At 68.3% G+C, this 25,123-nt stretch carries 31 protein-coding genes and 1 riboswitch; of the genes, 2 read left to right on the top strand and 29 right to left on the bottom strand.

Annotated features, from left to right (window positions below; all coding sequences use genetic code 11):
* Positions 1 to 19 precede the first annotated feature (19 nt).
* Positions 20 to 1,225: a Do family serine endopeptidase gene (locus HWY45_RS23290; protein WP_059558404.1), complete on the top strand. Its 1,206-nt coding sequence runs from the start codon at positions 20 to 22 to the stop codon at positions 1,223 to 1,225.
* A 120-nt stretch (positions 1,226 to 1,345) separates the two neighbouring features.
* On the opposite strand, the gene tatC is transcribed toward HWY45_RS23290, so the two are convergent.
* The 29 genes from tatC to HWY45_RS23145 form a co-directional block, all read right to left on the bottom strand.
* Positions 1,346 to 2,128 carry a twin-arginine translocase subunit TatC gene (tatC, locus tag HWY45_RS23285; protein ID WP_059558402.1) on the bottom strand — a complete coding sequence of 261 codons (783 nt, stop codon included), beginning with the start codon at positions 2,126 to 2,128 and terminating at the stop codon, positions 1,346 to 1,348.
* A gap of 41 nt (positions 2,129 to 2,169) precedes the next feature.
* Positions 2,170 to 2,697: a Sec-independent protein translocase protein TatB gene (gene tatB, locus HWY45_RS23280; protein WP_059558400.1), complete on the bottom strand. Its 528-nt coding sequence runs from the start codon at positions 2,695 to 2,697 to the stop codon at positions 2,170 to 2,172.
* 26 nt (positions 2,698 to 2,723) lie between these two features.
* Positions 2,724 to 2,957: a Sec-independent protein translocase subunit TatA gene (tatA, locus tag HWY45_RS23275; protein ID WP_026045062.1), complete on the bottom strand. Its 234-nt coding sequence runs from the start codon at positions 2,955 to 2,957 to the stop codon at positions 2,724 to 2,726.
* A 90-nt stretch (positions 2,958 to 3,047) separates the two neighbouring features.
* Positions 3,048 to 3,413 (bottom strand): histidine triad nucleotide-binding protein, encoded by a 366-nt coding sequence (locus HWY45_RS23270; RefSeq protein ID WP_017333608.1) that lies wholly within the window; start codon positions 3,411 to 3,413, stop codon positions 3,048 to 3,050.
* A 31-nt stretch (positions 3,414 to 3,444) separates the two neighbouring features.
* Positions 3,445 to 3,837 (bottom strand): DUF4870 family protein, encoded by a 393-nt coding sequence (locus HWY45_RS23265; RefSeq protein WP_017333607.1) that lies wholly within the window; start codon positions 3,835 to 3,837, stop codon positions 3,445 to 3,447.
* Positions 3,838 to 3,892: 55 nt separating this feature from the next.
* Complete coding sequence (locus HWY45_RS23260; RefSeq protein ID WP_017333606.1) at positions 3,893 to 4,258, bottom strand: phosphoribosyl-ATP diphosphatase; 366 nt, start codon at positions 4,256 to 4,258, stop codon at positions 3,893 to 3,895.
* Positions 4,255 to 4,671 (bottom strand): phosphoribosyl-AMP cyclohydrolase, encoded by a 417-nt coding sequence (hisI, locus tag HWY45_RS23255; RefSeq protein WP_059558395.1) that lies wholly within the window; start codon positions 4,669 to 4,671, stop codon positions 4,255 to 4,257. The genes HWY45_RS23260 and hisI overlap by 4 nt, the downstream gene beginning before the upstream one ends.
* On the bottom strand, positions 4,671 to 5,444 hold the full coding sequence (hisF, locus tag HWY45_RS23250) for an imidazole glycerol phosphate synthase subunit HisF (protein WP_026045061.1): 774 nt from the start codon (positions 5,442 to 5,444) through the stop codon (positions 4,671 to 4,673). The genes hisI and hisF overlap by 1 nt, the downstream gene beginning before the upstream one ends.
* Before the next feature lie 71 nt (positions 5,445 to 5,515).
* Entirely contained in the window at positions 5,516 to 6,271 is a 756-nt protein-coding gene (hisA, locus tag HWY45_RS23245; protein ID WP_059558393.1) for a 1-(5-phosphoribosyl)-5-[(5-phosphoribosylamino)methylideneamino]imidazole-4-carboxamide isomerase, read from the bottom strand.
* 163 nt (positions 6,272 to 6,434) lie between these two features.
* Positions 6,435 to 7,076 carry an imidazole glycerol phosphate synthase subunit HisH gene (gene hisH / locus HWY45_RS23240; protein WP_059558391.1) on the bottom strand — a complete coding sequence of 214 codons (642 nt, stop codon included), beginning with the start codon at positions 7,074 to 7,076 and terminating at the stop codon, positions 6,435 to 6,437.
* Complete coding sequence (locus HWY45_RS23235; protein WP_059558388.1) at positions 7,073 to 7,693, bottom strand: YchE family NAAT transporter; 621 nt, start codon at positions 7,691 to 7,693, stop codon at positions 7,073 to 7,075. Before HWY45_RS23235 ends, hisH begins: the two co-directional genes overlap by 4 nt.
* A gap of 62 nt (positions 7,694 to 7,755) precedes the next feature.
* Complete coding sequence (gene hisB / locus HWY45_RS23230; protein WP_017333600.1) at positions 7,756 to 8,343, bottom strand: imidazoleglycerol-phosphate dehydratase HisB; 588 nt, start codon at positions 8,341 to 8,343, stop codon at positions 7,756 to 7,758.
* A gap of 59 nt (positions 8,344 to 8,402) precedes the next feature.
* Complete coding sequence (gene hisC, locus HWY45_RS23225) at positions 8,403 to 9,482, bottom strand: histidinol-phosphate transaminase (RefSeq protein ID WP_059558453.1); 1,080 nt, start codon at positions 9,480 to 9,482, stop codon at positions 8,403 to 8,405.
* A 94-nt stretch (positions 9,483 to 9,576) separates the two neighbouring features.
* Positions 9,577 to 10,911, bottom strand: coding sequence for a histidinol dehydrogenase (hisD, locus tag HWY45_RS23220; protein WP_059558386.1), 1,335 nt, complete (start codon positions 10,909 to 10,911; stop codon positions 9,577 to 9,579).
* A gap of 24 nt (positions 10,912 to 10,935) precedes the next feature.
* Positions 10,936 to 11,589, bottom strand: coding sequence for an ATP phosphoribosyltransferase (gene hisG / locus HWY45_RS23215; RefSeq protein ID WP_059558384.1), 654 nt, complete (start codon positions 11,587 to 11,589; stop codon positions 10,936 to 10,938).
* Positions 11,586 to 12,935 (bottom strand): UDP-N-acetylglucosamine 1-carboxyvinyltransferase, encoded by a 1,350-nt coding sequence (gene murA / locus HWY45_RS23210; protein WP_059883721.1) that lies wholly within the window; start codon positions 12,933 to 12,935, stop codon positions 11,586 to 11,588. Before murA ends, hisG begins: the two co-directional genes overlap by 4 nt.
* 13 nt (positions 12,936 to 12,948) lie before the next feature.
* Positions 12,949 to 13,188 carry a BolA family protein gene (locus HWY45_RS23205; RefSeq protein ID WP_017333595.1) on the bottom strand — a complete coding sequence of 80 codons (240 nt, stop codon included), beginning with the start codon at positions 13,186 to 13,188 and terminating at the stop codon, positions 12,949 to 12,951.
* Positions 13,189 to 13,280: 92 nt separating this feature from the next.
* Positions 13,281 to 14,036, bottom strand: a complete 756-nt coding sequence (locus tag HWY45_RS23200) for an ABC transporter permease (RefSeq protein ID WP_059883722.1) — start codon at positions 14,034 to 14,036, stop codon at positions 13,281 to 13,283.
* The gene (locus tag HWY45_RS23195) at positions 14,033 to 14,959 is read right to left on the bottom strand and encodes an ABC transporter ATP-binding protein (protein ID WP_059883723.1); all 927 of its coding nucleotides are present in this window, start codon (positions 14,957 to 14,959) and stop codon (positions 14,033 to 14,035) included. Before HWY45_RS23195 ends, HWY45_RS23200 begins: the two co-directional genes overlap by 4 nt.
* A 195-nt stretch (positions 14,960 to 15,154) precedes the next feature.
* Positions 15,155 to 15,424 (bottom strand): STAS domain-containing protein, encoded by a 270-nt coding sequence (locus tag HWY45_RS23190; protein WP_059558376.1) that lies wholly within the window; start codon positions 15,422 to 15,424, stop codon positions 15,155 to 15,157.
* Positions 15,421 to 16,050 carry an MlaC/ttg2D family ABC transporter substrate-binding protein gene (locus HWY45_RS23185; RefSeq protein WP_059558374.1) on the bottom strand — a complete coding sequence of 210 codons (630 nt, stop codon included), beginning with the start codon at positions 16,048 to 16,050 and terminating at the stop codon, positions 15,421 to 15,423. The genes HWY45_RS23190 and HWY45_RS23185 overlap by 4 nt, the downstream gene beginning before the upstream one ends.
* 112 nt (positions 16,051 to 16,162) lie before the next feature.
* Entirely contained in the window at positions 16,163 to 17,086 is a 924-nt protein-coding gene (locus HWY45_RS23180; protein WP_059803053.1) for an MlaA family lipoprotein, read from the bottom strand.
* Positions 17,087 to 17,119: 33 nt separating this feature from the next.
* Positions 17,120 to 17,647, bottom strand: coding sequence for an outer membrane lipid asymmetry maintenance protein MlaD (mlaD, locus tag HWY45_RS23175; RefSeq protein WP_059883724.1), 528 nt, complete (start codon positions 17,645 to 17,647; stop codon positions 17,120 to 17,122).
* A gap of 11 nt (positions 17,648 to 17,658) precedes the next feature.
* A complete protein-coding gene (mlaE, locus tag HWY45_RS23170; RefSeq protein ID WP_059558366.1) occupies positions 17,659 to 18,426 on the bottom strand; it encodes a lipid asymmetry maintenance ABC transporter permease subunit MlaE in 768 nt (255 codons plus the stop codon).
* The gene (locus HWY45_RS23165) at positions 18,423 to 19,244 is read right to left on the bottom strand and encodes an ABC transporter ATP-binding protein (protein WP_059558363.1); all 822 of its coding nucleotides are present in this window, start codon (positions 19,242 to 19,244) and stop codon (positions 18,423 to 18,425) included. The genes mlaE and HWY45_RS23165 overlap by 4 nt, the downstream gene beginning before the upstream one ends.
* Before the next feature lie 99 nt (positions 19,245 to 19,343).
* Positions 19,344 to 20,450: a thiamine phosphate synthase gene (gene thiE, locus HWY45_RS23160; RefSeq protein ID WP_081069845.1), complete on the bottom strand. Its 1,107-nt coding sequence runs from the start codon at positions 20,448 to 20,450 to the stop codon at positions 19,344 to 19,346.
* Positions 20,447 to 21,262, bottom strand: a complete 816-nt coding sequence (locus HWY45_RS23155; RefSeq protein ID WP_059883725.1) for a thiazole synthase — start codon at positions 21,260 to 21,262, stop codon at positions 20,447 to 20,449. Before HWY45_RS23155 ends, thiE begins: the two co-directional genes overlap by 4 nt.
* 39 nt (positions 21,263 to 21,301) lie before the next feature.
* Complete coding sequence (gene thiS, locus HWY45_RS23150; RefSeq protein WP_017333584.1) at positions 21,302 to 21,499, bottom strand: sulfur carrier protein ThiS; 198 nt, start codon at positions 21,497 to 21,499, stop codon at positions 21,302 to 21,304.
* A 35-nt stretch (positions 21,500 to 21,534) separates the two neighbouring features.
* Entirely contained in the window at positions 21,535 to 22,671 is a 1,137-nt protein-coding gene (locus HWY45_RS23145; protein WP_059883726.1) for an FAD-dependent oxidoreductase, read from the bottom strand.
* Between the two features lie 219 nt (positions 22,672 to 22,890).
* A riboswitch (TPP riboswitch) is annotated at positions 22,891 to 23,012 on the bottom strand.
* Positions 23,013 to 23,285: 273 nt separating this feature from the next.
* Here HWY45_RS23145 and HWY45_RS23140 point away from each other — a divergent pair.
* Positions 23,286 to 25,046 (top strand): ABC transporter ATP-binding protein/permease, encoded by a 1,761-nt coding sequence (locus tag HWY45_RS23140; RefSeq protein ID WP_059883727.1) that lies wholly within the window; start codon positions 23,286 to 23,288, stop codon positions 25,044 to 25,046.
* Positions 25,047 to 25,123 lie beyond the last annotated feature (77 nt).

Raw genomic sequence — 25,123 nt, 5'->3', positions numbered from 1 at the left:
AAACCTCTAGTCCATTCAGATGCTTAGACGCTTCTGGCTGTTCTTCGCGCAGGCAGTCACGGTGCTGCTCGCGCTGATGTTCATCGTCGTGACGCTCAAGCCGCAATGGCTGCAACGGCAAGGACAGCTCGGCAAGCAGCTCGCCACGCCGATCGTCGCGCTGCGCGAAGTCGCACCCGGCATCGGCGGCGCGCCTGCGACCACCTCGTATGCCGACGCCGCGCAGAAGGCGATGCCGGCCGTCGTCAACGTGTTCTCCAGCAAGGACGGCTCGCTGCCGCACGACCCGCGCGCGAAGGATCCGCTGTTCCGCTATTTCTTCGGCGACCGCAACGCCCGCAAGCAGCAGGACGAGCCGGCGGCCAACCTCGGCTCGGGCGTTATCGTGAGCCCGGAAGGTTACATTCTAACGAACCAGCACGTCGTGGACGGTGCCGACCAGATCGAGGTCGCGCTCGCCGACGGCCGCACGGCCACCGCGAAGGTGATCGGCAGCGATCCGGAGACGGATCTCGCGGTGCTGAAGATCAACATGACCGACCTGCCGACCATCACGCTCGGCCGCTCCGACCAGTCGCGCGTCGGCGACGTCGTGCTCGCGATCGGCAACCCGTTCGGCGTCGGCCAGACGGTGACGATGGGGATCATCAGCGCGCTCGGCCGCAACCACCTCGGCATCAACACGTTCGAGAACTTCATCCAGACCGACGCGCCGATCAACCCCGGCAACTCCGGCGGCGCGCTCGTCGACGTGAACGGCAACCTGCTCGGCATCAACACGGCGATCTACTCGCGCTCGGGCGGCTCGCTCGGCATCGGCTTCGCGATTCCCGTGTCGACCGCGCGCACGGTGCTCGAGAGCATCATCACCACCGGCTCGGTCACGCGCGGCTGGATCGGCGTCGAGCCGCAGGACGTCACGCCGGAAATCGCCGAGTCGTTCGGGCTGCAACAGAAATCGGGCGCGATCGTCGCAGGCGTGCTGCAGGGCGGCCCGGCCGACAAGGCCGGCATCCGGCCCGGCGACATCCTCGTATCGGTGAACGGCGACGAGATCACCGACACCACGAAGCTGCTCAACGTCGTCGCGCAGATCAAGCCGGGCGCGACCGCCAAGGTGCACGTCGTGCGCAAGGGCAAGGAGTTCGACGTGAACGTCACGATCGGCAAGCGCCCGCCGCCGCCGAAGCAGGCGCTCGACGAGCAGGACAGCGATTCGGAATGACACGGCCGGTGGCGTCGCCGCCGGCAGCGGGGAGCGTTCCTCGGGCAACAAAAAAGGGCAGCCGTCGGCTGCCCTTCGTCTTTTGGAGCGGATGCGGGTGCGGACGTCGCCGCGCCGCCTTCAGCTCGTCGCCTCGCCGTTCTCCGGTTCCGCTGCCCGCTGCTTCGGCACGACGAACCGTGCCGCGATGATCCCGGCCTCGTACAGCACGACGAGCGGCACCGCGAGCATCAGCTGCGAAAACACGTCCGGCGGCGTCACCACGGCCGCGACGACGAACGCGCCGACGATCACGTACGGCCGGATCTCCTTGAGCTTCTGCACGGTCAGCACGCCCATCCGGACGAGCAGCACGACCACGATCGGCACTTCGAAGGTCACCCCGAACGCGATGAACATCCCGAGCACGAAGCTCAGGTAATTGTCGATATCGGTCGACATCTCCGCGCCGAGCGGTGCGTTGTAGTGCGCCATCACGCGGAAGATGGTCGGAAACACGAAGAAGTACGCGAACGCCATCCCGCACAAGAACAGGAAATAGCTGCTGCCGACCAGCGGCAGCACGAGCCGCTTCTCGTGCTGGTACAGCCCCGGCGCGACGAACGCCCAGATCTGGTACAGCACGATCGGCAGCGCGATCACGAGCGCGACGAGCATCGTCACCTTCATCGGCACGAAGAACGAGCCGGTGACGTCGGTGACGATCATCTTGCCGCCCTTCGGCAGGTTCTCCATCAGCGGGCGCGCGAGCAGCCGGAAGATGTCCGGCGCCCAGTAGACGAGCCCGAGGAACACGACGATCACGGCCAGCCCCGCACGGATGATGCGGTCACGAAGCTCGACGAGATGGGAGATGAAGGTTTCTTCCGGGCCTTCGTCCGGTTTGTGCTGGGGGTCGCTCACACCGGCCCTCGGTTGGATTGACGAGCGAGCATGCGCTCGGCTCAGAAGAAGCGCGCCGGCCGGCGCAGGCTCGCCGGCTGGTGACGCGCGACGCGCGCGGCGCCGGATTGCACATGCGTGCGGCGCGTGGTGGCGCGCTTGTACCAGACGGGCGCCGCCGTCTGCTTGACGCGCCAGTTGCGGCGCTTCGGCGCGAACGCGGCGCTGCCGCCGCGCCACGACGGCGCGGCAGGCGTATCGTCGGTGCCCGGCGTGCCGCTGGCCGTATCGGACGTGCCGCCGACCGCCGAATTCCACGCGGCGTTCAGGTCGCTCTCGTGCTCGCGCAGGTTGTCGTGAATCGTGGTTTCGACGTTGCGCGCAGCCGTCTCGAAATCACTTTTCATCGTGCGCAGCGCGTCGAGCTCGATCTCGCGCGAGACCTCGGCCTTCACGTCGTTGATGTAGCGCTGCGCGCGACCGAACAGCGCGCCCGCCGTGCGTGCGACACGCGGCAGGCGCTCGGGGCCGAGCACCACGAGCGCGACGACGCCGATCAGCGCCATCTTCGTCAGACCGAGATCCAGCATGGAGAATGCCCGTCAGCGTGCCGGCGTCACGCCTTGTTCGAATCGGAACGCGTCGTTTCCTTCGCGTTGACGTCGACCGAGCCCGAGCGCGGCAGCTGCTGCGCGTCGGCGGACGGCGCTTCGCCGTCCTTCATGCCGTCCTTGAAACCCTTCACGGCGCTGCCCAGGTCGTTGCCGATGTTGCGCAGCTTCTTCGTACCGAAAACCAGCGCGACGATCAGCAGCACGATCAGCCAGTGCCAAATGCTCAATCCACCCATGATGAAACTCTCCTCAACCACGCCGCTTGCGGCGCAAATCGCCGGCGCTATGCCGGCATCGACTATCGATACGGGGCCAGCCCCGCGCCGTCAACCCATCCGGTGCCAGGGACGCGGGCCCGCGAGAATATGCGCGTGCAGGTGGTACACCTCCTGTCCGCCGCCGGGGCCCGTATTGATCACCGTGCGAAAACCGGTCTCGCCGCCCGTATACGCCACGCCGAGCTCGTCGGCCAGGCGCGCGACGAGCACCATCATCCGGCCGAGCAGCGGCGCGTCTTCGGCGCCGGCCGCCGACAGCGTCGGCAGGTGCTTGCGCGGAATCACGAGCACGTGCGTCTCGGCCGCCGGGCGGATGTCGCGGAACGCGACGAATTCATCGTCCTCATGCACCTTCGTGCTGGGGATCTCGCCTGCCGCGATCTTGCAGAACAGGCAATTCGGATCGTGACTCATGTTGCTCCTGGAGGGCTCGCCGTGGCGGTGATCAGAACCACGCCTGCGGATCGAGCGCCTTGTTGTCGTTCAGGTACAGCCAACCCTTGATGATACGGTACAGCGTCCAGACCCACGTCGCAAACATCACCACGAAGCCGATGAACACGAACGCGAGCGCGAAGCCGATCACGTATGCGATCAGCGCGCGCCAGAACGTGCGGATCTGCCACTCGAAATGGTCGGCGTACGGCGTGCCGGCCACGTCGCCGCGCTTCACGTAGTTGATGATGATCGCGATCAGGCCCGTGATGCCGCCCGTCAGCCAATGCAGCGCATAGAGGCCGTACAGCACGTGGGTCAGCGTGCGCAGCCCGCTCAGCCGCTCGCTGTCCGCGGCACTCTGGAACGACTGCGTCGGCAACTGCTCTGGCGTATCGGTCATGATGCTACCCCCGTTCGATGACAATTCTTACAGCGGCGCCGTGCGATGGCTCGCATCAGCCGCCGTTCTCTTCGCGCTCGCGGCGCTTGCGCAGCGCTTTTTCCTCGATGCCCGACAGCCCTTCGCGGCGCTCGAGCTCGGCGATCACGTCGGCCGGGCTCAGGTCGAAATGGGACAGCATCACGAGGCAATGGAACCACAGGTCGGCCACCTCGCCGACCAGCGCGGTCGGCGCGCCGCCCTGGCGCACGTCCTTCGCGGCGAGCACGACTTCGGTCGCTTCCTCGCCGATCTTCTTCAGCACCGCGTCGTCGCCCTTGTGAAACAGGCGCGATACGTACGATTGATCGGGATCGCCGCCCTTGCGGCTGTCGATCACGGCAGCGAGGCGCAGCAGCGTGTCTTCGGTGGTTTGCGTCATTTGTAGATATGTTCGGGATCTTTCAGCACCGGCTCGACCGCGACCCAGTCGCCGCTGTCCGCGGTGCCTTCGAATTTCTGGAAGAAGCACGAATGCCGGCCAGTGTGGCACGCGATGCCCGACACCTGCTCGACCTTCAGCAGGACGACGTCCTCGTCGCAGTCGAGGCGCACCTCGTGCACGTGCTGCACGTGGCCCGACTCCTCGCCCTTGAACCACAGGCGCTTGCGCGAGCGCGAATAGTAGACCGCGCGCTGCGTCTCGATCGTCTTCGCCAGCGCCTCGCGGTTCATCCACGCGAACATCAGCACGTCGTTCGTCGACGCTTCCTGCGCGATCACCGGCACCAGGCCGTTGTCGTCCCAGCGGACCTTGTCGAGCCACGCCGGCATTGCTGCGTTGTCGGTACCCATCACAACCTCACCGGAATGCCCTGGCCGGCCATGAAGCGCTTCGCCTCGCCGACCGTGTGTTCGCCGTAGTGGAAGATGCTCGCCGCGAGCACGGCGTCGGCGCGCCCTTCCTTGATGCCGTCGGCCAGGTGCTGCAGCGAGCCGACGCCGCCCGACGCGATCACCGGCACCGGCACCGCGTCCGACACGCCGCGCGTGAGCGCAAGGTCGAAGCCCGATTTCGTGCCGTCGCGGTCCATGCTCGTCAGCAGGATCTCGCCCGCGCCGAGCTCGGCCATCCTGCGCGCCCATTCGATCGCGTCGAGCCCGGTGCCCTTGCGGCCGCCGTGCGTGAACACTTCCCAGCGCGGCGCTTCGCCGTCGGCGGATACGCGCTTCGCGTCGATCGCGACCACGATGCACTGCGAGCCGTACTTGTCGGCCGCGTCGCGCACGAGCTGCGGGTTCGCAACCGCGGACGAGTTCATGCTGACCTTGTCCGCGCCCGCGTTCAGCAGGCGCCGCACGTCCTCGACGGCGCGCACGCCGCCGCCGACCGTCAGCGGGATGAAGACCTGCGACGCGACCGCCTCGATGATCGGCAGGATCAGGTCGCGCTGGTCGGACGTCGCGGTGATGTCGAGGAACGTCAGTTCGTCGGCGCCCTGCTCGTCGTAGCGGCGTGCGATCTCGACCGGATCGCCGGCGTCGCGCAGTTCGACGAAGTTGACGCCCTTGACGACGCGCCCGGCAGTCACGTCCAGGCAGGGGATGATGCGTTTAGCTAGAGCCATGATGTTGCACTAAGTGCCGCGGTTGAAGCCGCCCGGCGGGCGGGCGGCCAGGGCGAGGAACGCCGTCCGGGTCAGGCGTTGTCGAGCTCGCCGTTCAGTTCGTCCGCGCGTTTCTGCGCGGCCGCGAAATCGAGGTCGCCGGAGTAGATCGCGCGGCCGCAGATCACGCCTTCGACGCCGTCGCCTTCCACTTCGCAGAGCTTCTCGATGTCGTCGAGGTTCGACAGGCCGCCGCTCGCGATCACCGGAATGCCGACCGCCTGCGCGAGCTTCACGGTCGCCTCGATGTTGATCCCCTGCAGCATGCCGTCGCGGCCGATGTCGGTATAGACGATCGATTCGACGCCGTAGTCCTCGAACTTCTGCGCGAGGTCGATCACTTCGTGGCCCGTCAGCTTGCTCCAGCCGTCGGTCGCGACCTTGCCGTCCTTCGCGTCGAGGCCGACGATGATGTTGCCCGCGAACGCGGTACACGCGTCCTGCAGGAAGCCCGGGTCCTTCACGGCCGCCGTGCCGATGATCACGTACGACAGGCCGGCGTCGAGATACTTCTCGATCGTCTCGAGGCTGCGGATGCCGCCGCCGAGCTGCACGGGGATCTCGTCGCCGACTTCGTCGAGGATCGCCTCGATCGCCTCGAGGTTCTTCGGCTTGCCGGCGAACGCGCCGTTCAGGTCGACCAGATGCAGCCGACGGGCGCCGAGATCAACCCACTTGCGGGCCATCGCCGCGGGATCCTCGGAGAAAATCGTGGCCTGGTCCATATCGCCCTGTTTGAGGCGCACACACTGACCGTCTTTGAGATCGATGGCCGGAATCAGCAACATAGCAATCGGTTGTCGTCTGGGAGAAAGAAAAGAGTCGGGCGCGCACCAGCCCATCCGGTGCCGCGTCGTCTCGCTAGTTTAGTACAACTCGTTCGGCGCTTAGGCACGCGAGCCCCGTGCGGCGGGCGTTTCGCGCCCGCCGACTGTGGTTCGCGCACCACGTTTACGGTTTCCAGTGTACGAAGTTGCGATACAGACGCAACCCGACTTCCGCACTTTTCTCCGGGTGAAATTGGGTCGCGAAGAGATTGTCCCGCGCGACCGCGGACGTAAACGGCGCACCGTAGACCGTTTCGCCGACCGTGTGCGCCGGGTTGGCCGGGCTCACGTAATAGCTGTGCACGAAGTAGAAGTAGGCATCGTCCGGCACGCCGTCCCACAGCGGGTGCGGCTGCGACTGGCGCACGCGGTTCCAGCCCATCTGCGGCACCTTGAAGCGCGAGCCGTCGTCCTGCAGCTGGCCGTCGAGCGCGAAGCGCACCACCTTGCCGGGCAGCAGGCCGAGGCCTTTCGTGTCGCCCTCGGCGCTCCAGTCGAACAGCATCTGCTCGCCGACGCACACGCCGAGCAGCGGCTTCGTGCGCGACGCCTCGAGCACCGCCTCCTGCAGGCCCGACTCGCCGAGGCAGCGCATGCAGTCCGGCATCGCGCCCTGGCCGGGCAGCACGACGCGGTCGGCCGCGCGGATCGCGGCCGGCGTGTCGACGATCGCCACGTCGGCGGCCGGTTCGGCCTGCTTGAGCGCCTGCGCGACCGAGCGCAGGTTGCCCATCCCATAATCCACAATCGCAATCGAAGTTTTCATCTCAGTGCAGGCAAAAGCGCCCTCAGTCCGTTGACGATGAATTCCACCGCCAGCGCCGACAGCATCAGACCCATCAGCCGCGTGGCGATGTTGATGCCGGTGCGGCCGATCCAGTTCGCGATCGGCTCGGCGAGCCGCATCGCGACGAAACACAGGCAGGCGAGCGCCGCGCCGATCGCGACGAGCCCGGCCCGCTCATACCAGTGACGCGAATTCGCCGCATAGATGATCACCGTGCTGATCGAGCCGGGGCCCGTCAGCAGCGGGATCGCGAGCGGCACCACCGCGATGTTGTCCTTCTGCTCGGCTTCATGGCGCTCCTCCGGCGTCGAACGCGTGTTGCCGGCCTGCGCGTTCAGCATGCTGATCGCCATCAGCAGCATGATGATCCCGCCGCCCACTTCCAGCGAGCCGACCGAGATGCCGAAGAAGTCGATGATCTGCTGCCCGAGCAGCGTCGTCACCGTGATCACGCAGAACACCGACACCGACGCGATCCGGATCGTGCGGCGCCGCTCGTCGTCCGTCTGCTGCGCCGTCAGGCTCAGGAAGAACGGCACCGCGCCGACCGGGTTGATCAGCGCGAGCAGCGAAATGAACGATTTGAGCAGATCCATCGCAAGCCGGCGCGACGCGCCGAAGCCGTGAGGTTGTCCTGTGCGTGCGTCCGGTCAGAAGGTCAAAGGCTGCCCTTGGTCGACGGAATCTGCCCCGCCGCGCGTTCGTCGAGCTCCACCGCCATCCGCAGCGCGCGGCCGAAGGCCTTGAACACCGTCTCGAGCTGGTGGTGCGCGTTGATCCCGCGCAGGTTGTCGACGTGCAGCGTGACGCCCGCGTGGTTCACGAAGCCGCGGAAGAATTCGATCGACAGGTCGACGTCGAACGTGCCGATCCGCGCGCGCGTGAACGGCACGTGGAATTCGAGGCCCGGCCGGCCCGAGAAGTCGATCACGACGCGCGACAGCGCCTCGTCGAGCGGCACGTACGAATGGCCGTAGCGGCGGATGCCCTTCTTGTCGCCGATCGCCTTCGCGACCGCCTGGCCGAGCGTGATGCCGACGTCCTCGACCGTATGATGGTCGTCGATATGCGTGTCGCCGTGCGCCTCGACGTCGAGATCGAACAGGCCGTGTCGGGCGATCTGGTCGAGCATGTGGTCGAGGAACGGCACGCCGGTGGCCAGCTTCTGCTGGCCCGTGCCGTCGAGGTTGAGCTTCACACGGATCTGCGTTTCGCTGGTATTGCGAACGACTTCCGCCACACGCATGGCAATTCCTTGACTGAGTCGATGTAAATGGGGATTGATCGTTTCGCGCCGCCGCGCCCTCAGGCCTTGCCGGGCAGCGCGAGTTTCAATGCGGCCAGCAGGCGGACGTTTTCATCGGGAGAACCGACGGTCAGCCGCACGCATTCGGCCAGCAATGGGTGCATTTTACTCACGTTTTTGACCAGCACCCGCTCGGTGAGCAGCGCGTCGAACACGGCCGCCGCGTCGGGCACGCGCACCAGCAGGAAATTGCCGGCGCTCGGGAACACCGTCGCGCCGGGCAGCGCGGCCACCGCCTGCGCGAGGCGCGCGCGTTCGGCGCGCAGCTCGGCCGCCTGCGCGTCGAGCACGTCGAGGTGGTCGAGCAGGAAATCGGCGCTCGCCTGGGTCAGCACGTTGATGTTGTACGGCGGGCGCACCTTGTCGAACTCGGCGAGCCACGCCGGCAGCCCGACCAGGTAGCCGAGACGGATGCCCGCGAGGCCGAGCTTCGACACCGTGCGCATCACGACGACGTTGTCGAACTCGGCGGCGCGCGGCAGCCACGAGTGCCCGGCGAACGGCTGGTAGGCCTCGTCGATCACGATCAGGCTGTGCCGCGCGGCGGCGATGATCCGCTCGATGCCCGCGACGTCGTACAGCGTGCCGGTCGGGTTGTTCGGGTATGCGAGGTAGACGATCGCCGGGCGATGCTCGGCGATCGCCGCGAGCATCGCGTCGACGTCGAGCGTCAGGTCGGCCGCGAGCGGCACGCCGACGAACTCGAGCTGCGCGAATTTCGCCGACATCTCGTACATCACGAAGCCCGGCACCGGCGCGAGCACCTTCGCGCCCGGCTTCGCGCACGCGATCGACATGATGCTGATGATCTCGTCGGAGCCGTTGCCGAGCAGCACGTCGCACGCGGCCGGCACGCCCATCGCGCGGCGCAGCTTGTCGAGCAGCGCGGCGGGGCGCGGCGCCGGATAGCGGTTCAGCGCGACCTGCGCGAGCCGCTCGCCGAGGGCCGCCGCGAGCGGCTCGGGCAGCGGATACGGGTTCTCCATCGCGTCGAGCTTCACGAACCCGCTCGCGTCGGGCACCGGGTAGCTCGTCATCGCGAGCACGTCGCGGCGAATGATCTCTTGTGGCGTCGTCATGGTGTGCAAGCCGGCGTGCGTCGCGCCGGCGTCAATTGGCCGGCAAGGCGGCGGCTGCCGCCCTGCCCTTCGTCTCCCGCGTCGAACCGAACGCTCAGTTCTGGCGGTCGTTCGTCCCCTTCATCCGGTATTCGGCGCTCTTCGCGTGCGCCTGCAGCCCTTCGCCGTACGCGAGCTCGGACGCGATCTCGCCGAGCGTCTGCGCGCCTTCGGCGCTGACCTCGATCAGGCTCGAGCGCTTGATGAAGTCGTACACGCCGAGCGGCGACGAGAAGCGCGCGGTGCGCGACGTCGGCAGCACGTGGTTCGGGCCCGCGCAGTAGTCGCCGAGGCTCTCGCTCGTGTAGCGGCCGAGGAAGATCGCGCCCGCATGGCGGATCTGCTGGCCCCACTGCTGCGGCTCGAGCGCGGAGATCTCGAGGTGCTCCGGCGCGATGTCGTTCGCGATCCGGCACGCCTCGGCCATGTCGCGCACCTTGATCAGCGCGCCGCGGCCTTCGAGCGACGCGCGGATCACGGCCTCGCGCGGCATCGTCGGCAGCAGCTCGTCGATCGCCTTCTCGACGCGCTCGAGGAACGACGCGTCCGGGCACAGCAGGATCGACTGCGCGAGCTCGTCGTGCTCGGCCTGCGAGAACAGGTCCATCGCGACCCAGTTCGGATCGGTCGTGCCGTCGCACAGCACCAGGATTTCCGACGGCCCGGCGATCATGTCGATGCCGACCGTGCCGAACACGCGGCGCTTCGCCGACGCGACATACGCATTGCCCGGGCCGCAGATCTTGTCGACCGGCGGCACGGTCGCGGTGCCGTACGCGAGCGCGGCCACCGCCTGCGCGCCGCCGATCGTGAACACGCGATCGACGCCGCCGAGCAGCGCCGCGGCGAGCACGAGGTCGTTCTTCACGCCGTCCGGGGTCGGCACGACCATCACGATCTCGCCGACGCCCGCGACGCGCGCCGGAATCGCGTTCATCAGCACCGACGACGGATACGCGGCCTTGCCGCCCGGCACGTACAGGCCGACGCGGTCGAGCGGCGTGACCTTCTGGCCGAGCACCGTGCCGTCCGCCTCCGTGTACTGCCAGCTATGGGTGCCGCACTCGATCTTCTGCTTCTCGTGGTACGCGCGCACACGCGCCGCGGCCGCTTCCAGCGCCGCGCGCGCCTTCGGCTCGAGGCCGTCGAGCGCTTCCTGCAGCGCTTCCTGCGGCAGCTCCAGCGCGGCGACGCTGTCGGCGCTCAGGCGGTCGAAACGGTTCGTGTACTCGAGCACCGCGGCGTCGCCGCGCGTCTTCACGTCGGCGAGGATCTCGGCGACCGAGCGCTCGATCGCGTCGTCTTCGCTCGCCTCGAACGCGAGCACGGCGCGCAGCGCGGCGTGGAAGCCTTCGCTCGTCGAATCGAGTTTGCGGATGGTGATGGCCATGGGAGTCCCGTTACGGTGATGCGCTCACGCGCCATTCTGCGACGCGCGTTCGAACGCGTCGAGGATCGGCTTGAGCGCCGCGCGCTTGAGCTTCAGCGCAGCCTGGTTCACGACGAGGCGCGACGAGATCTGCATGATCTCCTCGACCTCGACCAGATTGTTCGCCCGGAGCGTGCCGCCCGAGCTGACGAGGTCGACGATCGCGTCGGCCAGGCCGACGAGCGGCGCCAGCTCCATCGAGCCGTACAGCTTGATCAGGTCGACGTGCACGCCCTTCGCGGCGAAGTGTTCGCGTGCCGCCTCGACGTACTTCGTCGCGACGCGCAGCCGCGCGCCCTGGCGCACCGCGTTCGCGTAGTCGAAGCCGGCCGGCACGGCGACCGACAGCCGGCAGCGCGCGATGTTCAGGTCGATCGGCTGGTACAGGCCCGAGCCGCCGTGCTCGATCAGCACGTCCTTGCCGGCCACGCCGAAATCGGCCGCGCCGTATTCGACATAGGTCGGCACGTCGCTCGCGCGCACGATGATCACGCGCAGGTTCGGGTCCGTCGTCGGCAGGATCAGCTTGCGCGACGTTTCCGGATCCTCGGCCACCTGCACGCCGGCGGCGGCGAGCAGCGGCAGGGTTTCCTCGAAAATCCGCCCCTTCGACAGGGCAAGGGTCAGCGGCGCGCTCATGCGTGGCTCCCGGAGAGGCGGCGCACGTTCGCGCCGACGGCGGTCAGTTTGGCTTCCATCCGGTCGTAACCCCGGTCCAGGTGATAGATGCGGTCGACGAGCGTCTCGCCTTCGGCGCGCAGGCCGGCGATCACGAGGCTCGCGGATGCGCGCAGGTCGGTCGCCATCACCTTCGCGCCGGACAGCTTGTCGACGCCCGTCACGAGCGCGGTGTTCCCGTCGATGGTGATGTTCGCGCCGAGCCGGTTCAGCTCCTGCACGTGCATGAAGCGGTTCTCGAAGATCGTCTCGACGACTTGCGCAGTGCCCGCCGCGACCGCGTTCAGCGCCATGAACTGCGCCTGCATGTCGGTCGGGAACGCCGGGTATTCGGACGTGCGGATCGTCACCGCGGACGGCCGGCGGTCCATCTTCACGCGCAGCCAGGCGTCGCCTTCCTCGACCGTCACGCCGGCCTCGCGCAGCTTGTCGATCACCGCGTCGAGGATGTGCGGGCGCATGCCCGTCAGCGTCACGTCGCCGCCCGCCGCCGCGACCGCGCACAGGAACGTGCCGGCCTCGATGCGGTCGGGGATCACCGAATGACGCGCGCCATGCAGCCGCTCGACGCCCTGGATCACGAGGCGGTCGGTGCCGATCCCGTCGATCTTCGCGCCCATTGCCACCAGCAGGTGCGCGAGATCGCTCACTTCCGGCTCGCGCGCGGCGTTCTCGATCACCGTCTCGCCGTCGGCGAGCGTCGCCGCCATCAGCAGGTTCTCCGTGCCCGTCACCGTGATCATGTCGGTGACGATGCGCGCGCCCTTCAGCCGCTTCGCGCGCGCCTCGATGAAGCCGTGCTCGATGCTGATCTCGGCGCCCATCGCCTGCAGGCCCTTGATGTGCTGGTCGACCGGGCGCGCACCGATCGCGCAGCCGCCCGGCAGCGACACCTTCGCTTCGCCGAAGCGCGCGAGCAGCGGCCCGAGCACGAGGATCGACGCGCGCATCGTCTTCACGAGCTCGTACGGCGCGACGAGGTTGTCGACGCGCGACGCGTCGAGCTGCACGTGGCCGCCGTCGGCCGCGCTCTTCACGCCCATCTGGTTCAGCACCTTCAGCGTGGTGCGCACGTCCTGCAGGTTCGGCACGTTCTCGAGGTGAACCGGATCGGCCGTGAGCAGGCCCGCGCACAGAATCGGCAGCGCCGCGTTCTTCGCGCCCGACACGACGATCTCGCCCGACAGCCGTCGGCCGCCTTCGATCACGAGCTTGTCCATCCCATGCCCTTGCGTATCCCGATTGCCGGCCGGGTGTGCCGTGGCGACGCTCTCGACGGCGTCGCGCTCGTTGACGGTGACTTGCACTCAGTGGTTCCGGTTATGCGTTCTGCCATTCGGCGGGCGTCAGCGTCTTCATGCTGAGCGCGTGGATTTCCTGCTTCATGCGATCGCCGAGCGCCGCATAGACGAGCTGGTGCCGCTGGATCGGCCGCTTGCCCTCGAAGGCGGACGACACGATCGTCGCGAAGAAGTGCTGGCCGTCGCCCTCGACTTCCAGATGGGTGCAGGCGAGCCCGCCCGCGATGTATTGCTTGACCTGCTCGGGAGTCGGCAACATGTGATGCTCCTGTCGGTACGCGCCGGGCCGCTCCCGGCTTCGCCGCCCGCCCTTGCGGGACGGCGCGCGCCGCGAGCGGGGCGGGATTCATATCAATGACGCAGTTTGTAGCCGGTCGCGAGCAGCCGCATCGCCAACAGCGCGAGCAGCACGAAGAAACCGGCGACGATCGCGAGGCTCGCGAGCGGGTTGATGTCGGACGCGCCGAAGAACCCGTAGCGAAAGCCGTCGATCATGTAGAAAAACGGGTTGAGACGCGAGATTTCGCGCCACACGGGCGGCAGCGAATGCGTCGAGTAGAACACGCCGGACAGGAACGTCAGCGGCATGATCAGGAAGTTCTGGAACGCGGCGAGCTGGTCGAACTTCTCGGCCCAGATCCCGGCGATCAGGCCGAGCGTGCCGAGGATCGCCGAGCCGAACAGCGCGAACAGCAGGATGAACGCGGGCGCGGCGAAATGCATCGGGATGAACCAGATCGTCACGACGAACACGCCGGTGCCCACCGCGAGCCCACGCACCACCGCCGCGAGCACGTAGGCGCCGTAGATGTCGGCGTACGACAGCGGCGGCAGCAGCATGAACACGAGGTTGCCGGTGATCTTCGACTGGATCAGCGACGACGAGCTGTTCGCGAACGCGTTCTGCAGCACGCTCATCATCACGAGGCCCGGCACCAGGAAGCTCACGTACTCGACGCCCGGATACACCTCGACGCGGCCCGTCAGCGCGTGGCCGAAGATCGTCAGGTACAGCAGCGCCGTGACGACGGGCGCGAGCACCGTCTGGAACGACACCTTCCAGAAACGCAGGATTTCCTTGTAGAACAGCGTCTGAAAACCGCTCATGCCAGCCCCTCGAGCACCCCGGCTCCGTTCATCACCTGGACGAACACATCCTCGAGGTCGGCCTTGCGGACCTCGATCTCGTCGAACGTGCAGCCCGCAGCGCGGCACTGCGCGAGAATCCGCTCGACCTCGTCGTAGTTCGCGAGCCGCAGCAGGTGCTCGCCCGGCGAACGGGCCGCCGGGTCGCTCTCGAGCGCGCGCAGCTCGTGCGGCAGCGCGCCCTGCGCGAGCCGCAGGTAGAGCTGCAGGCCCGCGAAGCGCTGCAGCAGCGCGTCGGTGCGGTCGAGCGCGACCACTTCGCCGCGGCGCAGCATCGCGATGCGGTCGCACAGCGACTCGGCTTCCTCGAGGTAGTGGGTGGTCAGCACGATCGTGTGACCTTCGCGGTTCAGGCGCGAGATGAATTTCCACAGCGTCTGGCGCAGCTCGACGTCGACGCCGGCGGTCGGCTCGTCGAGCACGATCACGGGCGGCCGGTGCACGAGCGCCTGCGCGACCAGCACGCGGCGCTTCATCCCGCCCGACAGCGCGCGCATGTTCGCGTCGGCCTTCTCGGTCAGGTCGAGATTGGCCATCACCTCGTCGATCCAGTCGTCGTTGCGGCGCAGCCCGAAGTAGCCGGACTGGATGCGCAGCGTCTCGCGCACGCTGAAGAACGGATCGAACACGAGCTCCTGCGGGACGACGCCGAGCGCGCGGCGCGCGCCCCGGAAGTCCTTGACGACGTCATGGCCGCGCACCGAGATGCTGCCTTCGTCGGCGCGGGCAAGCCCGGCGAGGATGCTGATGAGCGTGGTCTTGCCTGCGCCGTTCGGGCCGAGCAAACCGAAAAACTCGCCGTCCTCGACCGACAGGCTGACGCCCTTGAGCGCCTGAAGCGATTTGTAGCGCTTCTTGACGTGACGGATTTCTATGGCTGACATGACTGAGCGCGCCGCAAGGGCCGCGACGCTTATTCTGTGCGTGCTGCGAAAGAAAAAGGGGGCCCGACAACGATCGGCAGCCCCGCAAAACGCTTGATTATAGGGCAAACCGGCAGGAGGGGACGGCCCCAGGCGGGGCATCCGGCCATCCGGACAGCCGGGGCCCTGCCGGGCCCGGCTTTCAGTGGAACAGCGTCAATGTCGCCCGTTGATGAGCGCGTCGACGCCGTATGCCTGCGCGAGGCTGGCGAGCTTCGGAGGGAGATTGAGGATCGCGAGGGGGGTGCCGCGCGCTTGCGCGGCGCGTTGCCATGCGAGCAGCACGGCGAGCGCGGACGAGTCGAACTGCGCGAGCCCCGCGCAATCGACGGCGGTGGCGCCCGCGCCGATCTGCGCGAGCCCCGTCGCGAGCGCGGCCTTCGCGCTCGCGTGGGTCAGCGACGAGCCGGCCGCGAAGCCGCTCACGATGCCTGCTTGCCGGCGGCAAGCTCCTGGTTGCGCTGCGACAGGAACTGGATCAGGCCGTCCACGCCGCTTTGCTGGATCTTCTCGTTGAACTGCTGCTGGTAGGTCTGGATCAGCCACGCGCCGAGCACGTTCAGGTCATACACCTTCCAGCCCTGCTGCGTCTTGTACAGGCGGTAGTCGATCTGCACCGGCTGGCCGTTGTTCATCGCGACCGTCTTGACCACGACGTCGGTGTCTTCCGGGCTCGCGCGGAACGGCGGGTACTGGATCTGCTGGTCCGGCTTCAGCTGCGCGAGCGCGCCCGAGTACGTGCGGATCAGCAGCAGCTTGAACTGCTCCTGCACCTGCTGCTGCTGCGCCGGCGTGGCGGCGCGCCAGTGGCGGCCCATCGCGAGCTGGGTCGTGCGGCGGAAATCCGTGTACGGCAGGATGTCCTTGTTGACGATCGTGATGATGCGGTTCGTGTCGCCCTGCTTGATCGTCTGCTGCTTGACTTCGTCGAGCACCTGCTGCGTCGCGCTCTTGATCAGTGCCTGCGGATTCGACTGGTCGACTTCCGCGTGGGCCGCGCCGCCGAACGAGAACAGCGCTGCGAAAACGGGGATCAGGAACAGTTTCTTCATAATATTGACCTGCATGATTGAGTCGATGCGGAGGTTGGAGCCGGTAGCTTACGCGCAAGTTCGCGCCCCCTCCCGGCTGAATCGTTTCCGGCTGTAACGAATGTAAATCCGCTCAATGCAGCCGGATGCTCGGAATGCGCAGCCCGCCGGGCGCGGGCGGCGTCACCTGCATCGGCGGCACGTTCGTTGCGCTGGCCGGATTCGGCGAACCGGCCGCTTCCGACCCCGGCGCCGGCGCGGCTGCACCGGATGCACCTGCCGGCGCGGACGCAGCGGGCGCCGCCGCGCCGTCATCCGGCAGGTCGTATTTCGGCAACGCATCGCCGTCCGACGCTCCGCCCGCTTCGCCGCGCGCATTGCTGATCAGCGTCTGGCGCCGCTGCAGGTAGGCATTGCGCACGAACGAGTACTTGTCGATCGCCGCCGCTTCCAGCACGTCGCCCGCGCCCAGCAGGTTCGCGCGCGTGTTCACGAGGTTCACGCCGAACAGGCCATAGCTCACGCCGTCCGGCTTCACGTAGGTGAGCGGGTTGCCGAGATAGTCGACGCCGAGGCCCGCCGCGTCGCGCACCGTGCTCGGTCCGAGCAGCGGCAGCACCAGGTAAGGGCCCGACGGCATGCCGTAGCGGCCCATCGTGACGCCGAAGTCGGCCGTGTGCTTCGGCAGCTTCGCGATCGTCGCGACGTCGAACAGGCCGCCGACGCCGAACACCGTGTTGATCACGACGCGCATGATGTCGCCGACGCCGTCGGCGATCCGCAGCTGCACGAGGTTGTTCGCCGCGATGTAGACGTCGCCGATGTTCGAGAAGAAGTTCGTCACGCTGTCGCGCACCGGCTGCGGCACCACGTACTGGTAGCCCTGCGCGACCGGCTTCAGCGCATAGGTGTCGACGGTGTCGTTGAACTTGTACATCGTCCGGTTGAAGCCTTCGAGCGGATCGCCCTTGGTCGGCGTCTGCACGGTGGCGCAGCCGCTCAGTGCGGCTGCCGCTGCCACCGCGAGCGCGGCGTGCCTGATGCGAATCGTCTGCATGATGGTCTTACCCTCTTGTGTTCTCTCGTGTGGTTATTGGGCGCCGGACGCAGCGGGCGCCGCCACGGCGGCCGCGCCGGATGCCGGCTTCGCGCCGCCCGCGTCCGCCGCCTTGCTGTACAGGAACTGGCCGATCAGGTTCTCGAGCACGATCGCCGACTGGGTCATCGCGATCGTGTCGCCCGCCTTCAGCATCTCGGAATCGCCGCCCGGCTCGAGGCCGATGTACTGCTCGCCGAGCAGGCCCGACGTCAGGATCTTGGCGGAGGAATCCTTCGGAAACGGGTATTGCTTGTTCACGTCGATCGTCACGAGCGCCTGGTAGGTGTTCGTATCGAAGCCGATCGAGCCGACCCGGCCGACCACGACGCCCGCGCTCTTCACCGCGGCGCGCGGCTTCAGGCCGCCGATGTTGTCGAATTTCATCTTGACCGGGTAGGTCGACTGAAACGAGATCGAACTCATGTTGCCGACCTTCAGCGCGAGGAACAGCACCGCGAGGAAGCCCACCACCACGAACAGGCCGACCCAGAAGTCGAGAGCAGTCTTTTTCATCGTCATCCCAAAAAGGCTTAGCTGAACATCAGCGCGGTCAGCAGGAAATCGAGGCCGAGTACGGCGAGCGACGCGTACACGACCGTCTTGGTGGTCGCGCGCGATACGCCTTCAGGCGTCGGCTTCGCCTCGTACCCTTGAAACAGTGCAACGAAGGTCACGGCGAACCCGAACACGACGCTCTTGATCACGCCGTTGCCGACGTCGCTCCACACGTCCACGCCGCCCTGCATCTGCGACCAGAACGCGCCCGGATCGACGCCGATCAGGATCACGCCGACGAAATAGCCGCCGAGCACGCCGACCGCGCTGAAGATCGCGGCCAGCAGCGGCATCGTGATGATCCCGGCCCACATGCGCGGCGCGATCACCGTCTTGACCGGGTCGACCGCCATCATCTCGAGCGCGGTGAGCTGCTCGCCCGCCTTCATCAGGCCGATCTCGGCGGTGAGCGACGTGCCCGCGCGGCCCGCGAACAGCAGCGCCGTGACGACGGGCCCGAGCTCGCGCACCAGCGACAGCGCGACGAGCAGGCCGAGCGCCTGCTCGGAGCCGTAGCGGTTCAGCGTGTAGTAGCCCTGCAGGCCGAGCACGAAGCCGACGAACAGCCCCGACACCGCGATGATCACGAACGAGTAGTTGCCGAGGAAGTGAATCTGCTTCGTGACGAGCCGCGGCCGCCGCAGCAGCGGAAAGAATTCCAGCACGAGCCGTGCGAACAGGCGGGCGCCATAGCCCGCGCGCGTGAGGCCGCCAGTGACGAAACGTCCGATCGCGCTGATCATGCGCGCCCTCCGCCGAGCCCGAAATCCGCGCCGAGCGGCGGGCTCGTATAGTGAAATTTGAACGGGCCGTCCGGCGCGCCGTCGATGAACTGGCGCACGCTCGGATCGGTCGACGCGCGCAGCTCGTCGGGGGTGCCCTGCGCGAGCACGCCGCCGTTGGCGAGGAAGTACACGTAGTCGGCGATCGCGAACGATTCCGGCACGTCGTGCGTGACGAGGATCGAAGTCGCGCCGAGCGCCTGGTTCAGCGTGCGGATCAGGTTCGCGGTGATGCCGAGCGAGATCGGGTCGAGGCCGGCGAACGGCTCGTCGTACATGATCAGCTGCGGATCGAGCGCGATCGCCCGCGCGAGCGCTATGCGCCGCGCCATGCCGCCCGACACCTCGGACGGCATCAGGTCGCGCGCGCCGCGCAGGCCCACCGCGTTGAGCTTCATCAGCACCAGGTCGCGGATCAGTTCCTCAGGCAAATCGGTATGCTCGCGCAGCGCGAACGCGACGTTGTCGAACACCGACATGTCGGTGAACAGCGCGCCGAACTGGAACAGCATGCCCATCTTGCGGCGCAGCGCGTACAGGCCGTCGCGCGTCTGCGCGCCGACATCGGCGCCGTCGAACAGCACCTGGCCGCGGCGCGCACGCACCAGCCCGCCGATCAGGCGCAGCACGGTGGTCTTGCCGCAGCCCGACCCGCCCATGACCGCGACCACCTGCCCGCGCCCGAAGCGCAGGTTCAGGTTCGACAGGACGAGCCGATCGCCGTAGCCGAAATCGACGTCGCGGAGTTCCAGCAGTGTCTCGGGGGGAGAAGGGCTCACGGATCTGACAATCCTTATACGCAGAACGCCGAATTATAGGGCCTGCATCGGAATGATGTCGCGAGCCCGCCGTCGGCCGTCCGGTCAATGATTGTCAAATTATCCGGGGAATAATTGCTGCAATGCAATAAGCGCCGCACGATAATCGGCCGCGCCGGTCACGGCGCTGACCACCGCGACGCTGCCGACGCCGGTTGCCAGCACGGCCGGCAGCACTTCCCGGCCGATCCCGCCGATCGCGACGAGCGGCGCCAGCGGGCCCGCGAAGCGCGCGTAGCGGGCGATTCGCGCGAGCCCCTGCGGCGGCGCGGCCACTGCCTTGGTCGTGGTCGCGAACACCGGCCCGAGCGCGAGGTAGCTCGGGCGCACGTGCAGCGCGCGCAACATTTCGTAATAACCGTGGCTCGAAAGTCCGAGCCGCAGGCCCGCGCGCGCGATCGCCGCGAGATCGGCCGTCTCGAGATCTTCCTGGCCCAGGTGCACGCCGTACGCGCCGGCATCTGCGGCGATCTGCCAGTGATCGTTGATGAACACGCGCGCATCGGGATAGCGGCGCCCCGCGGCGACCGCGCGCGCGACTTCCGCGCGCAGCTGGTCGGGCGCGGCGCCCTTCACGCGCAGCTGCACGGTCCGCACGCCGCAGTCCAGCACGCGCTCGACCCATTCCGCGCTCGGCACCACCGGATACAGGCCAAGCCGCGCCGGGCACGGCGCAAACGCGGGCTCCGGCGCGGCCGGCAGCCCGGCGACGCGCGGAAACCGTGCTGCGTCGGCCGGCCATGCGTCGTCCGCCGCCTCGTCGCCGTCGCGCCACGCCAGTGCGAGCACCAGCGCGTCGACCGGCGCGAAGCCGCAATCGAGGAACGCGGCGAACGCCGGAATCCAGTCGTCCGCGAGCGGGTGCGCGGCGTCGAGCGCCACCCGCGCGCCCGCGCCGTGCAGCACCGCGCGGCGCTCGCCGAATTCGATGACGGCCACGTCCGGCGCCGCCGGCCGCGACGCGGCGGATGCCAGCGCACGCGCCGCATGGTCGCCTTCCGACACGATCAGCACGTCGCCGTCGGCCGGCAGCCCGGGCAGCGCGACGCACAGCCGCCGCGCCGCCGCGTCGCGCGGCCAGTCGCCGAGCCGCGCGCGGATCCGCTCGGCCGCCTCCGTCAGTTCGTCCGCGGGCGGCCAGAACGTCGCGGCAAACCCGGCGCTCATGCGGCGCCTCCGTCCTGGTGCCAGAACGGCATGCCGACGACCGGCGTGCTCGCGTGCGCGGTCTCGCGCGCGTCCATCGGACCCGCGAGGTACGCGGCGCGGCCGGCCTCGACGCCCTGCGCGAACGCGCGCGCCATGATCTCCGGATGGGTCGCCTGCGACACCGCCGTGTTCAGCAGCACGCCGTCGAAGCCCCACTCCATCACCTGGCATGCATGCGACGGCACGCCGAGCCCCGCGTCGATGATCAGCGGTACGTCCGGCAGCCGTTCGCGCAGCACGCGCAGCCCGTACGGGTTCACGACGCCCTTGCCGGTGCCGATCGGCGCGCCCCACGGCATCAGCGCCTCGCAGCCGGCGTCGAGCAGGCGCCGGCCGATCACGAGATCCTCGGTGCAATAAGGCAGCACCTTGAAACCGTCCTTGACGAGCTGCGTGGCCGCCTCGATCAGGCCGACCGGGTCGGGCTGCAGCGTGTAGTCGTCGCCGATCAATTCGAGCTTGATCCAGTCGGTCTCGAACACCTCGCGCGCCATGTGCGCGGTGGTCAGCGCCTCGGCGACGGTCTGGCAGCCGGCCGTGTTCGGCAGCAGCGGCACCGCGTGGCGCTTGAGCAGGTCGAAGAAGCCGGCTTCGGCGGTGCCGCCCGTCATCTGGCGGCGCAGCGCCACCGTCACCATGCCGGGCCGCGCGGCCGCGATCGAATCGGACAGCGACTGCAGCGACGGATAGCGCGACGTGCCGAGCAGCACGCGGCTCGCGAAGGTTTCGCCGTACAGCGTCAGCGCATCGGCGCAAGTGGGGGACGTCATCTCGTGTTCCTGGAAAGATCGGGGATGCACCGGCGGCGTTCAGCCGCCCGCGACGGGGTGCACGACGTCGAGCTTGTCGCCCGCCGCGAGCGCGCGCGCCGCATGCTGCGTGCGCGCGACGAACGTGCCGTTCAGCGCGACCGCGTACGGCGGGCGCGCACCGTACGCGCTGAGCGCGTCGGCCACCGTCGCGCCGTCGGGCAGCGCGAGGGTCTGTTGGTTGATCTGGATATCCATGGGCTTGCTTCGTCGAATTCGGGTCGCGGCGCGCGTCAGGCCGGCTGGCGCGCGTCGTCGCGGTGATGAAGGAGATCGGGCCAGCGCGCCGCGCCGCGCCACGCGGCGAATGCGTCCGCGCCGCCCAGCGTGCCGGACAGCGCCGCCTGCGCGAGCGCGGCCGCGGCATGCGCGACTTCCGGCGCGATCATGAAGCCGTGCCGGTACAGGCCGTTGACCGCGAGCGTCGCCGCGCCGTCCCAGATCAGCGCCGGGCGATGATCGGGCAGCGTCGGGCGGCACTGCGCATTCAGCTCGAGGATGCGCGCCTCGCCGAACGCCGGATGCACGGAGAACGCGGCGCTCAGCAGCTCCAGCGCGGATCGCACGCTGACGGGCGACATGTCCTCGCCCTCCACCTCGGTCGCGCCGATCACGTACAGGTCGTCCTGCTTCGGCGCGATGTACAGCGGATAGCGCGGATGCAGCAGCCGCACCGGCCGCGTGAGGCCGATGCCGGGCGCATGCAAGCGCGCGACCTCGCCGCGGATGCCGCGCAGCACGGGCAGCACCGGCTTCGCGCCAAGCCCGCGGCAGTCGATCGTGAAATGGGCATCGGGCAGGCTGTTCGCGTCGATGGCGACGTGCCAGTGCGTGTCGACACCGCGCTCGGCGAGGCCCGCCGCGAGCGCGCGCAGGGCCTGGCGGTTGTCGAGCTGGCCTTCGCGCGGCAGCAGCAGCCCGCGTGCGAAGCGGCCCGCGAGCGCCGGTTCGGCCACATCCACCTGCGCGCCGGCGAGCGACACGAAGCCACCGTCGAGCAGGCCGGCCGGCGCGTTCGCGCGCACGCGCCGCTCGAACAGCGGCGCCTCGGCGCGATCCGCGTGATGCCAGACGACGAGCGTGCCGTGCTGCTGGAAGAACACCGGCTCGGGCAGCTCGGCGAGCCACTGCGGCCAGCGCGCGAGCGACGCCGCGCCCAGCTCGGTGATCAGCAGTTCCGCGCTGGCCGCCTCGGCGAGCGGTGCGAGCATCGCGGCCGCAACCCACGCGGCGGACTGCTCGCCGTCCGGGCCGCCGCGCTCGTACAGCGCGACGCGGTGGCCGTCGCCCGCGAGCCGCCACGCGATCAGGCGGCCGACGAGGCCGCCGCCCAGCACCGCGAAATCGGGCCGTGCAGTCACGACGCTCATCGCACGCCCTCCTCGCGAAACACATGCCGATGCGGCGCGCACGCGCAAACGCGACCTCGTGCGAACGCACGCGGGGCGGGACAAAAGACTGAAGATTGAACGGTCATTGCATCCTTCCGCAACGCGCAGCAAGCGCGCGTACCCAAAAGGACGAAACCGGCAGCAAAGGCCGGCCGGGCGGGACAGGGCGCTGACAAATGGGGAAGCAGCCAGCGCGGCCCGGCGGGATCGGAAACTTCCCGCGCCGGTATTACCCGGATCGGGTGCGAAGGGTCTCTCTCAGCCTCGCCGCGCCGCCCGGAACACCGCCGGCCACGCACGAAGCACCCCTGTTTCGTCGACGGCCATTAGACCATAAAAGCGGAAACGGCCGCAAACTGTCCCCCGTCGGCAATTTCACCGATGCCGGGCGCCGCTCTGGCACAATGCCCGCAGGCCGGCGCGCGATCGCGCGCCGGTTGCCGTCCTACCGCGGGCCGTTAAGTGCCGTTTAAGACGGGCGCGCCACAATCCGCAGCGCCCGCCGTCATGCGGCACGTTTTGTCCGGCCCGCCTGTTTCGCGGCGCGCGCCCGGCCTCACCGGCGTGCGCGCCGGCCACACATCAGGAAGCACATGACCCAATCGCCCCATACCGCCCACGACGCACCGCAGGACGAGCGCCAGGTATCCGCGTGGAGCCTCGTCAAGCCCTACTGGGTCTCGTCCGAATGGAAGGTCGCGTGGGGGCTGCTCGTCACGATCATCGCGATCAACCTCTGCGTCGTCTGGATCAACGTGCGGCTCAACAAGTGGAACGCGCAGTTCTACAACGCGCTGCAATCGAAGGACGTCCACGATTTCCCGAACCTGCTGCTGCAATTCTCGGCGCTCGCGTTCGCGTTCATCATCCTCGCCGTGTACGGCCGCTACCTGCGCCAGATGCTCGGCTTCCGCTGGCGGCAGTGGCTCACCGAGCGCTTTCTCGGCCAGTGGCTCGGCGATCGCGCGTTCTACCGGATCGAACGCGACCGCCTCGCCGACAACCCCGACCAGCGGATCACCGACGACCTGCAGTCGTTCGCGACGACCACCCTGTCGCTGTCGCTCGACCTGCTGTCGACGGTCGTCACGCTCGTGTCGTTCATCACGATCCTGTGGTCGCTCGCGGGTGCGCTGACGGTCACGCTCGGCGCCACGCCGATCGCGATCCCCGGCTACATGGTGTGGGCGGCCGCGCTGTACGCGGTGGTCGGCTCGCTGATCATCCAGAAGGTCGGCCACCCGCTCGTGTCGATCAACTACCAGCAGCAGCGCGTCGAGGCGGATTTCCGCTTCGGGCTGATCCGCGTGCGCGAGAACGCCGAGCAGATCGCGTTCTACGACGGCGAAACCACCGAGAACGGCAACGCGCGCAACCTGTTCATGCGCATCCGCGACAACTGGTGGCGCGTGATGAAGTACACGAAGCGGCTCACGTTCGTGCTGAGCTTCTACGGCCAGATCGCGATCATCTTCCCGCTCGTCGTCGCCGCGCCGCGCTACTTCGCGGGCGCGTTCTCGTTCGGCGTGCTGATGCAGATCTCGTCCGCGTTCGGCACCGTCAGCGACTCGTTCTCCTGGTTCATCAACAGTTACGCCACCCTCGTCGAATGGCGCGCGACCGTCAACCGTCTGCGCGAATTCAAGCGCGTGATGAGCGCGTCGCACCTGAAGGAAAGCGTGTCGCCCGCCACCGAGCATGGCGGCATCAACCTGCATTACGTCGATGCCGAGCGGCTGTCGACGTCGTCGCTGAAGCTCGCGCTGCCGAACGGCAACGCGCTCGCGGACATCGGCAGCGTCACCATCGAGCCCGGCTCGCGCTGGCTCGTGGTCGGCAAATCGGGTTCCGGCAAGAGCACGTTCATGCGCGCGCTCGCGGGCCTCTGGCCGTTCGGCGACGGCGCGATCGATGCGCCGGTCAGCGCACGGATGATGTTCGTGCCGCAGACGAGCTACCTGCCCATCGGCACGCTGAAGGCCGCGCTCACCTACCCGGCCGGCGCCGACGCGTACAGCGACGACGCGTGCCGCGACGCGCTGCGCGCGTGCCGGCTCGAGGACTACGCGGACCGGCTCGGCGAGTCCGCGCACTGGACCCGCGTGCTGTCGCCGGGCGAGCAGCAGCGTCTCGCGGGCGCACGCGTGCTGCTGCACAAGCCGGACTTCCTGTTCCTCGACGAAGCGACCAGCGCGCTCGATGCCGACAACGAAGCGCGCCTCTATCACCTGTTCAACGAGCGGCTGCCGCAGGCCGCGATCGTCAGCATCGCGCACCGCGAAGCGCTGGCCGCATTCCACGGCGGCACGATCCGCGTCGAGCGCGTGAACGACAGCGACAAGGTCGCCGCGTAACAGGCCGCGAGCGGGCGGGCGGCGCGATGTGCGCCCCGCCCGCCGCCGGTGCCCGCTCGCATGCGCGACGGGCTTTG

The sequence above is a fragment of the Burkholderia stagnalis genome (assembly GCF_902830275.1).
In the GTDB taxonomy this organism is placed as follows: domain Bacteria; phylum Pseudomonadota; class Gammaproteobacteria; order Burkholderiales; family Burkholderiaceae; genus Burkholderia; species Burkholderia stagnalis.
The sequence above is the reverse complement of the archived record's forward strand: the minus strand, read 5'-3'. Positions and strand labels throughout refer to the sequence as shown.

Excerpts from the sequence above, each read along its gene's own strand:
- HWY45_RS23290 (WP_059558404.1), top strand. The coding sequence starts at position 20 with ATGCTTAGACGCTTCTGGCTGTTCTTCGCGCAGGCAGTCACGGTGCTG.
- tatB (WP_059558400.1), bottom strand. The coding sequence starts at position 2,697 with ATGCTGGATCTCGGTCTGACGAAGATGGCGCTGATCGGCGTCGTCGCG.
- tatA (WP_026045062.1), bottom strand. The coding sequence starts at position 2,957 with ATGGGTGGATTGAGCATTTGGCACTGGCTGATCGTGCTGCTGATCGTC.
- HWY45_RS23270 (WP_017333608.1), bottom strand. The coding sequence starts at position 3,413 with ATGAGTCACGATCCGAATTGCCTGTTCTGCAAGATCGCGGCAGGCGAG.
- HWY45_RS23265 (WP_017333607.1), bottom strand. The coding sequence starts at position 3,837 with ATGACCGATACGCCAGAGCAGTTGCCGACGCAGTCGTTCCAGAGTGCC.
- HWY45_RS23260 (WP_017333606.1), bottom strand. The coding sequence starts at position 4,258 with ATGACGCAAACCACCGAAGACACGCTGCTGCGCCTCGCTGCCGTGATC.
- hisI (WP_059558395.1), bottom strand. The coding sequence starts at position 4,671 with ATGGGTACCGACAACGCAGCAATGCCGGCGTGGCTCGACAAGGTCCGC.
- hisF (WP_026045061.1), bottom strand. The coding sequence starts at position 5,444 with ATGGCTCTAGCTAAACGCATCATCCCCTGCCTGGACGTGACTGCCGGG.
- hisA (WP_059558393.1), bottom strand. The coding sequence starts at position 6,271 with ATGTTGCTGATTCCGGCCATCGATCTCAAAGACGGTCAGTGTGTGCGC.
- hisH (WP_059558391.1), bottom strand. The coding sequence starts at position 7,076 with ATGAAAACTTCGATTGCGATTGTGGATTATGGGATGGGCAACCTGCGC.
- HWY45_RS23235 (WP_059558388.1), bottom strand. The coding sequence starts at position 7,693 with ATGGATCTGCTCAAATCGTTCATTTCGCTGCTCGCGCTGATCAACCCG.
- hisB (WP_017333600.1), bottom strand. The coding sequence starts at position 8,343 with ATGCGTGTGGCGGAAGTCGTTCGCAATACCAGCGAAACGCAGATCCGT.
- hisC (WP_059558453.1), bottom strand. The coding sequence starts at position 9,482 with ATGACGACGCCACAAGAGATCATTCGCCGCGACGTGCTCGCGATGACG.
- hisD (WP_059558386.1), bottom strand. The coding sequence starts at position 10,911 with ATGGCCATCACCATCCGCAAACTCGATTCGACGAGCGAAGGCTTCCAC.
- hisG (WP_059558384.1), bottom strand. The coding sequence starts at position 11,589 with ATGAGCGCGCCGCTGACCCTTGCCCTGTCGAAGGGGCGGATTTTCGAG.
- HWY45_RS23205 (WP_017333595.1), bottom strand. The coding sequence starts at position 13,188 with ATGTTGCCGACTCCCGAGCAGGTCAAGCAATACATCGCGGGCGGGCTC.
- HWY45_RS23200 (WP_059883722.1), bottom strand. The coding sequence starts at position 14,036 with ATGAGCGGTTTTCAGACGCTGTTCTACAAGGAAATCCTGCGTTTCTGG.
- HWY45_RS23195 (WP_059883723.1), bottom strand. The coding sequence starts at position 14,959 with ATGTCAGCCATAGAAATCCGTCACGTCAAGAAGCGCTACAAATCGCTT.
- HWY45_RS23185 (WP_059558374.1), bottom strand. The coding sequence starts at position 16,050 with ATGAAGAAACTGTTCCTGATCCCCGTTTTCGCAGCGCTGTTCTCGTTC.
- HWY45_RS23180 (WP_059803053.1), bottom strand. The coding sequence starts at position 17,086 with ATGCAGACGATTCGCATCAGGCACGCCGCGCTCGCGGTGGCAGCGGCA.
- mlaD (WP_059883724.1), bottom strand. The coding sequence starts at position 17,647 with ATGACGATGAAAAAGACTGCTCTCGACTTCTGGGTCGGCCTGTTCGTG.
- mlaE (WP_059558366.1), bottom strand. The coding sequence starts at position 18,426 with ATGATCAGCGCGATCGGACGTTTCGTCACTGGCGGCCTCACGCGCGCG.
- thiE (WP_081069845.1), bottom strand. The coding sequence starts at position 20,450 with ATGAGCGCCGGGTTTGCCGCGACGTTCTGGCCGCCCGCGGACGAACTG.
- HWY45_RS23155 (WP_059883725.1), bottom strand. The coding sequence starts at position 21,262 with ATGACGTCCCCCACTTGCGCCGATGCGCTGACGCTGTACGGCGAAACC.
- thiS (WP_017333584.1), bottom strand. The coding sequence starts at position 21,499 with ATGGATATCCAGATCAACCAACAGACCCTCGCGCTGCCCGACGGCGCG.
- HWY45_RS23145 (WP_059883726.1), bottom strand. The coding sequence starts at position 22,671 with ATGAGCGTCGTGACTGCACGGCCCGATTTCGCGGTGCTGGGCGGCGGC.
- HWY45_RS23140 (WP_059883727.1), top strand. The coding sequence starts at position 23,286 with ATGACCCAATCGCCCCATACCGCCCACGACGCACCGCAGGACGAGCGC.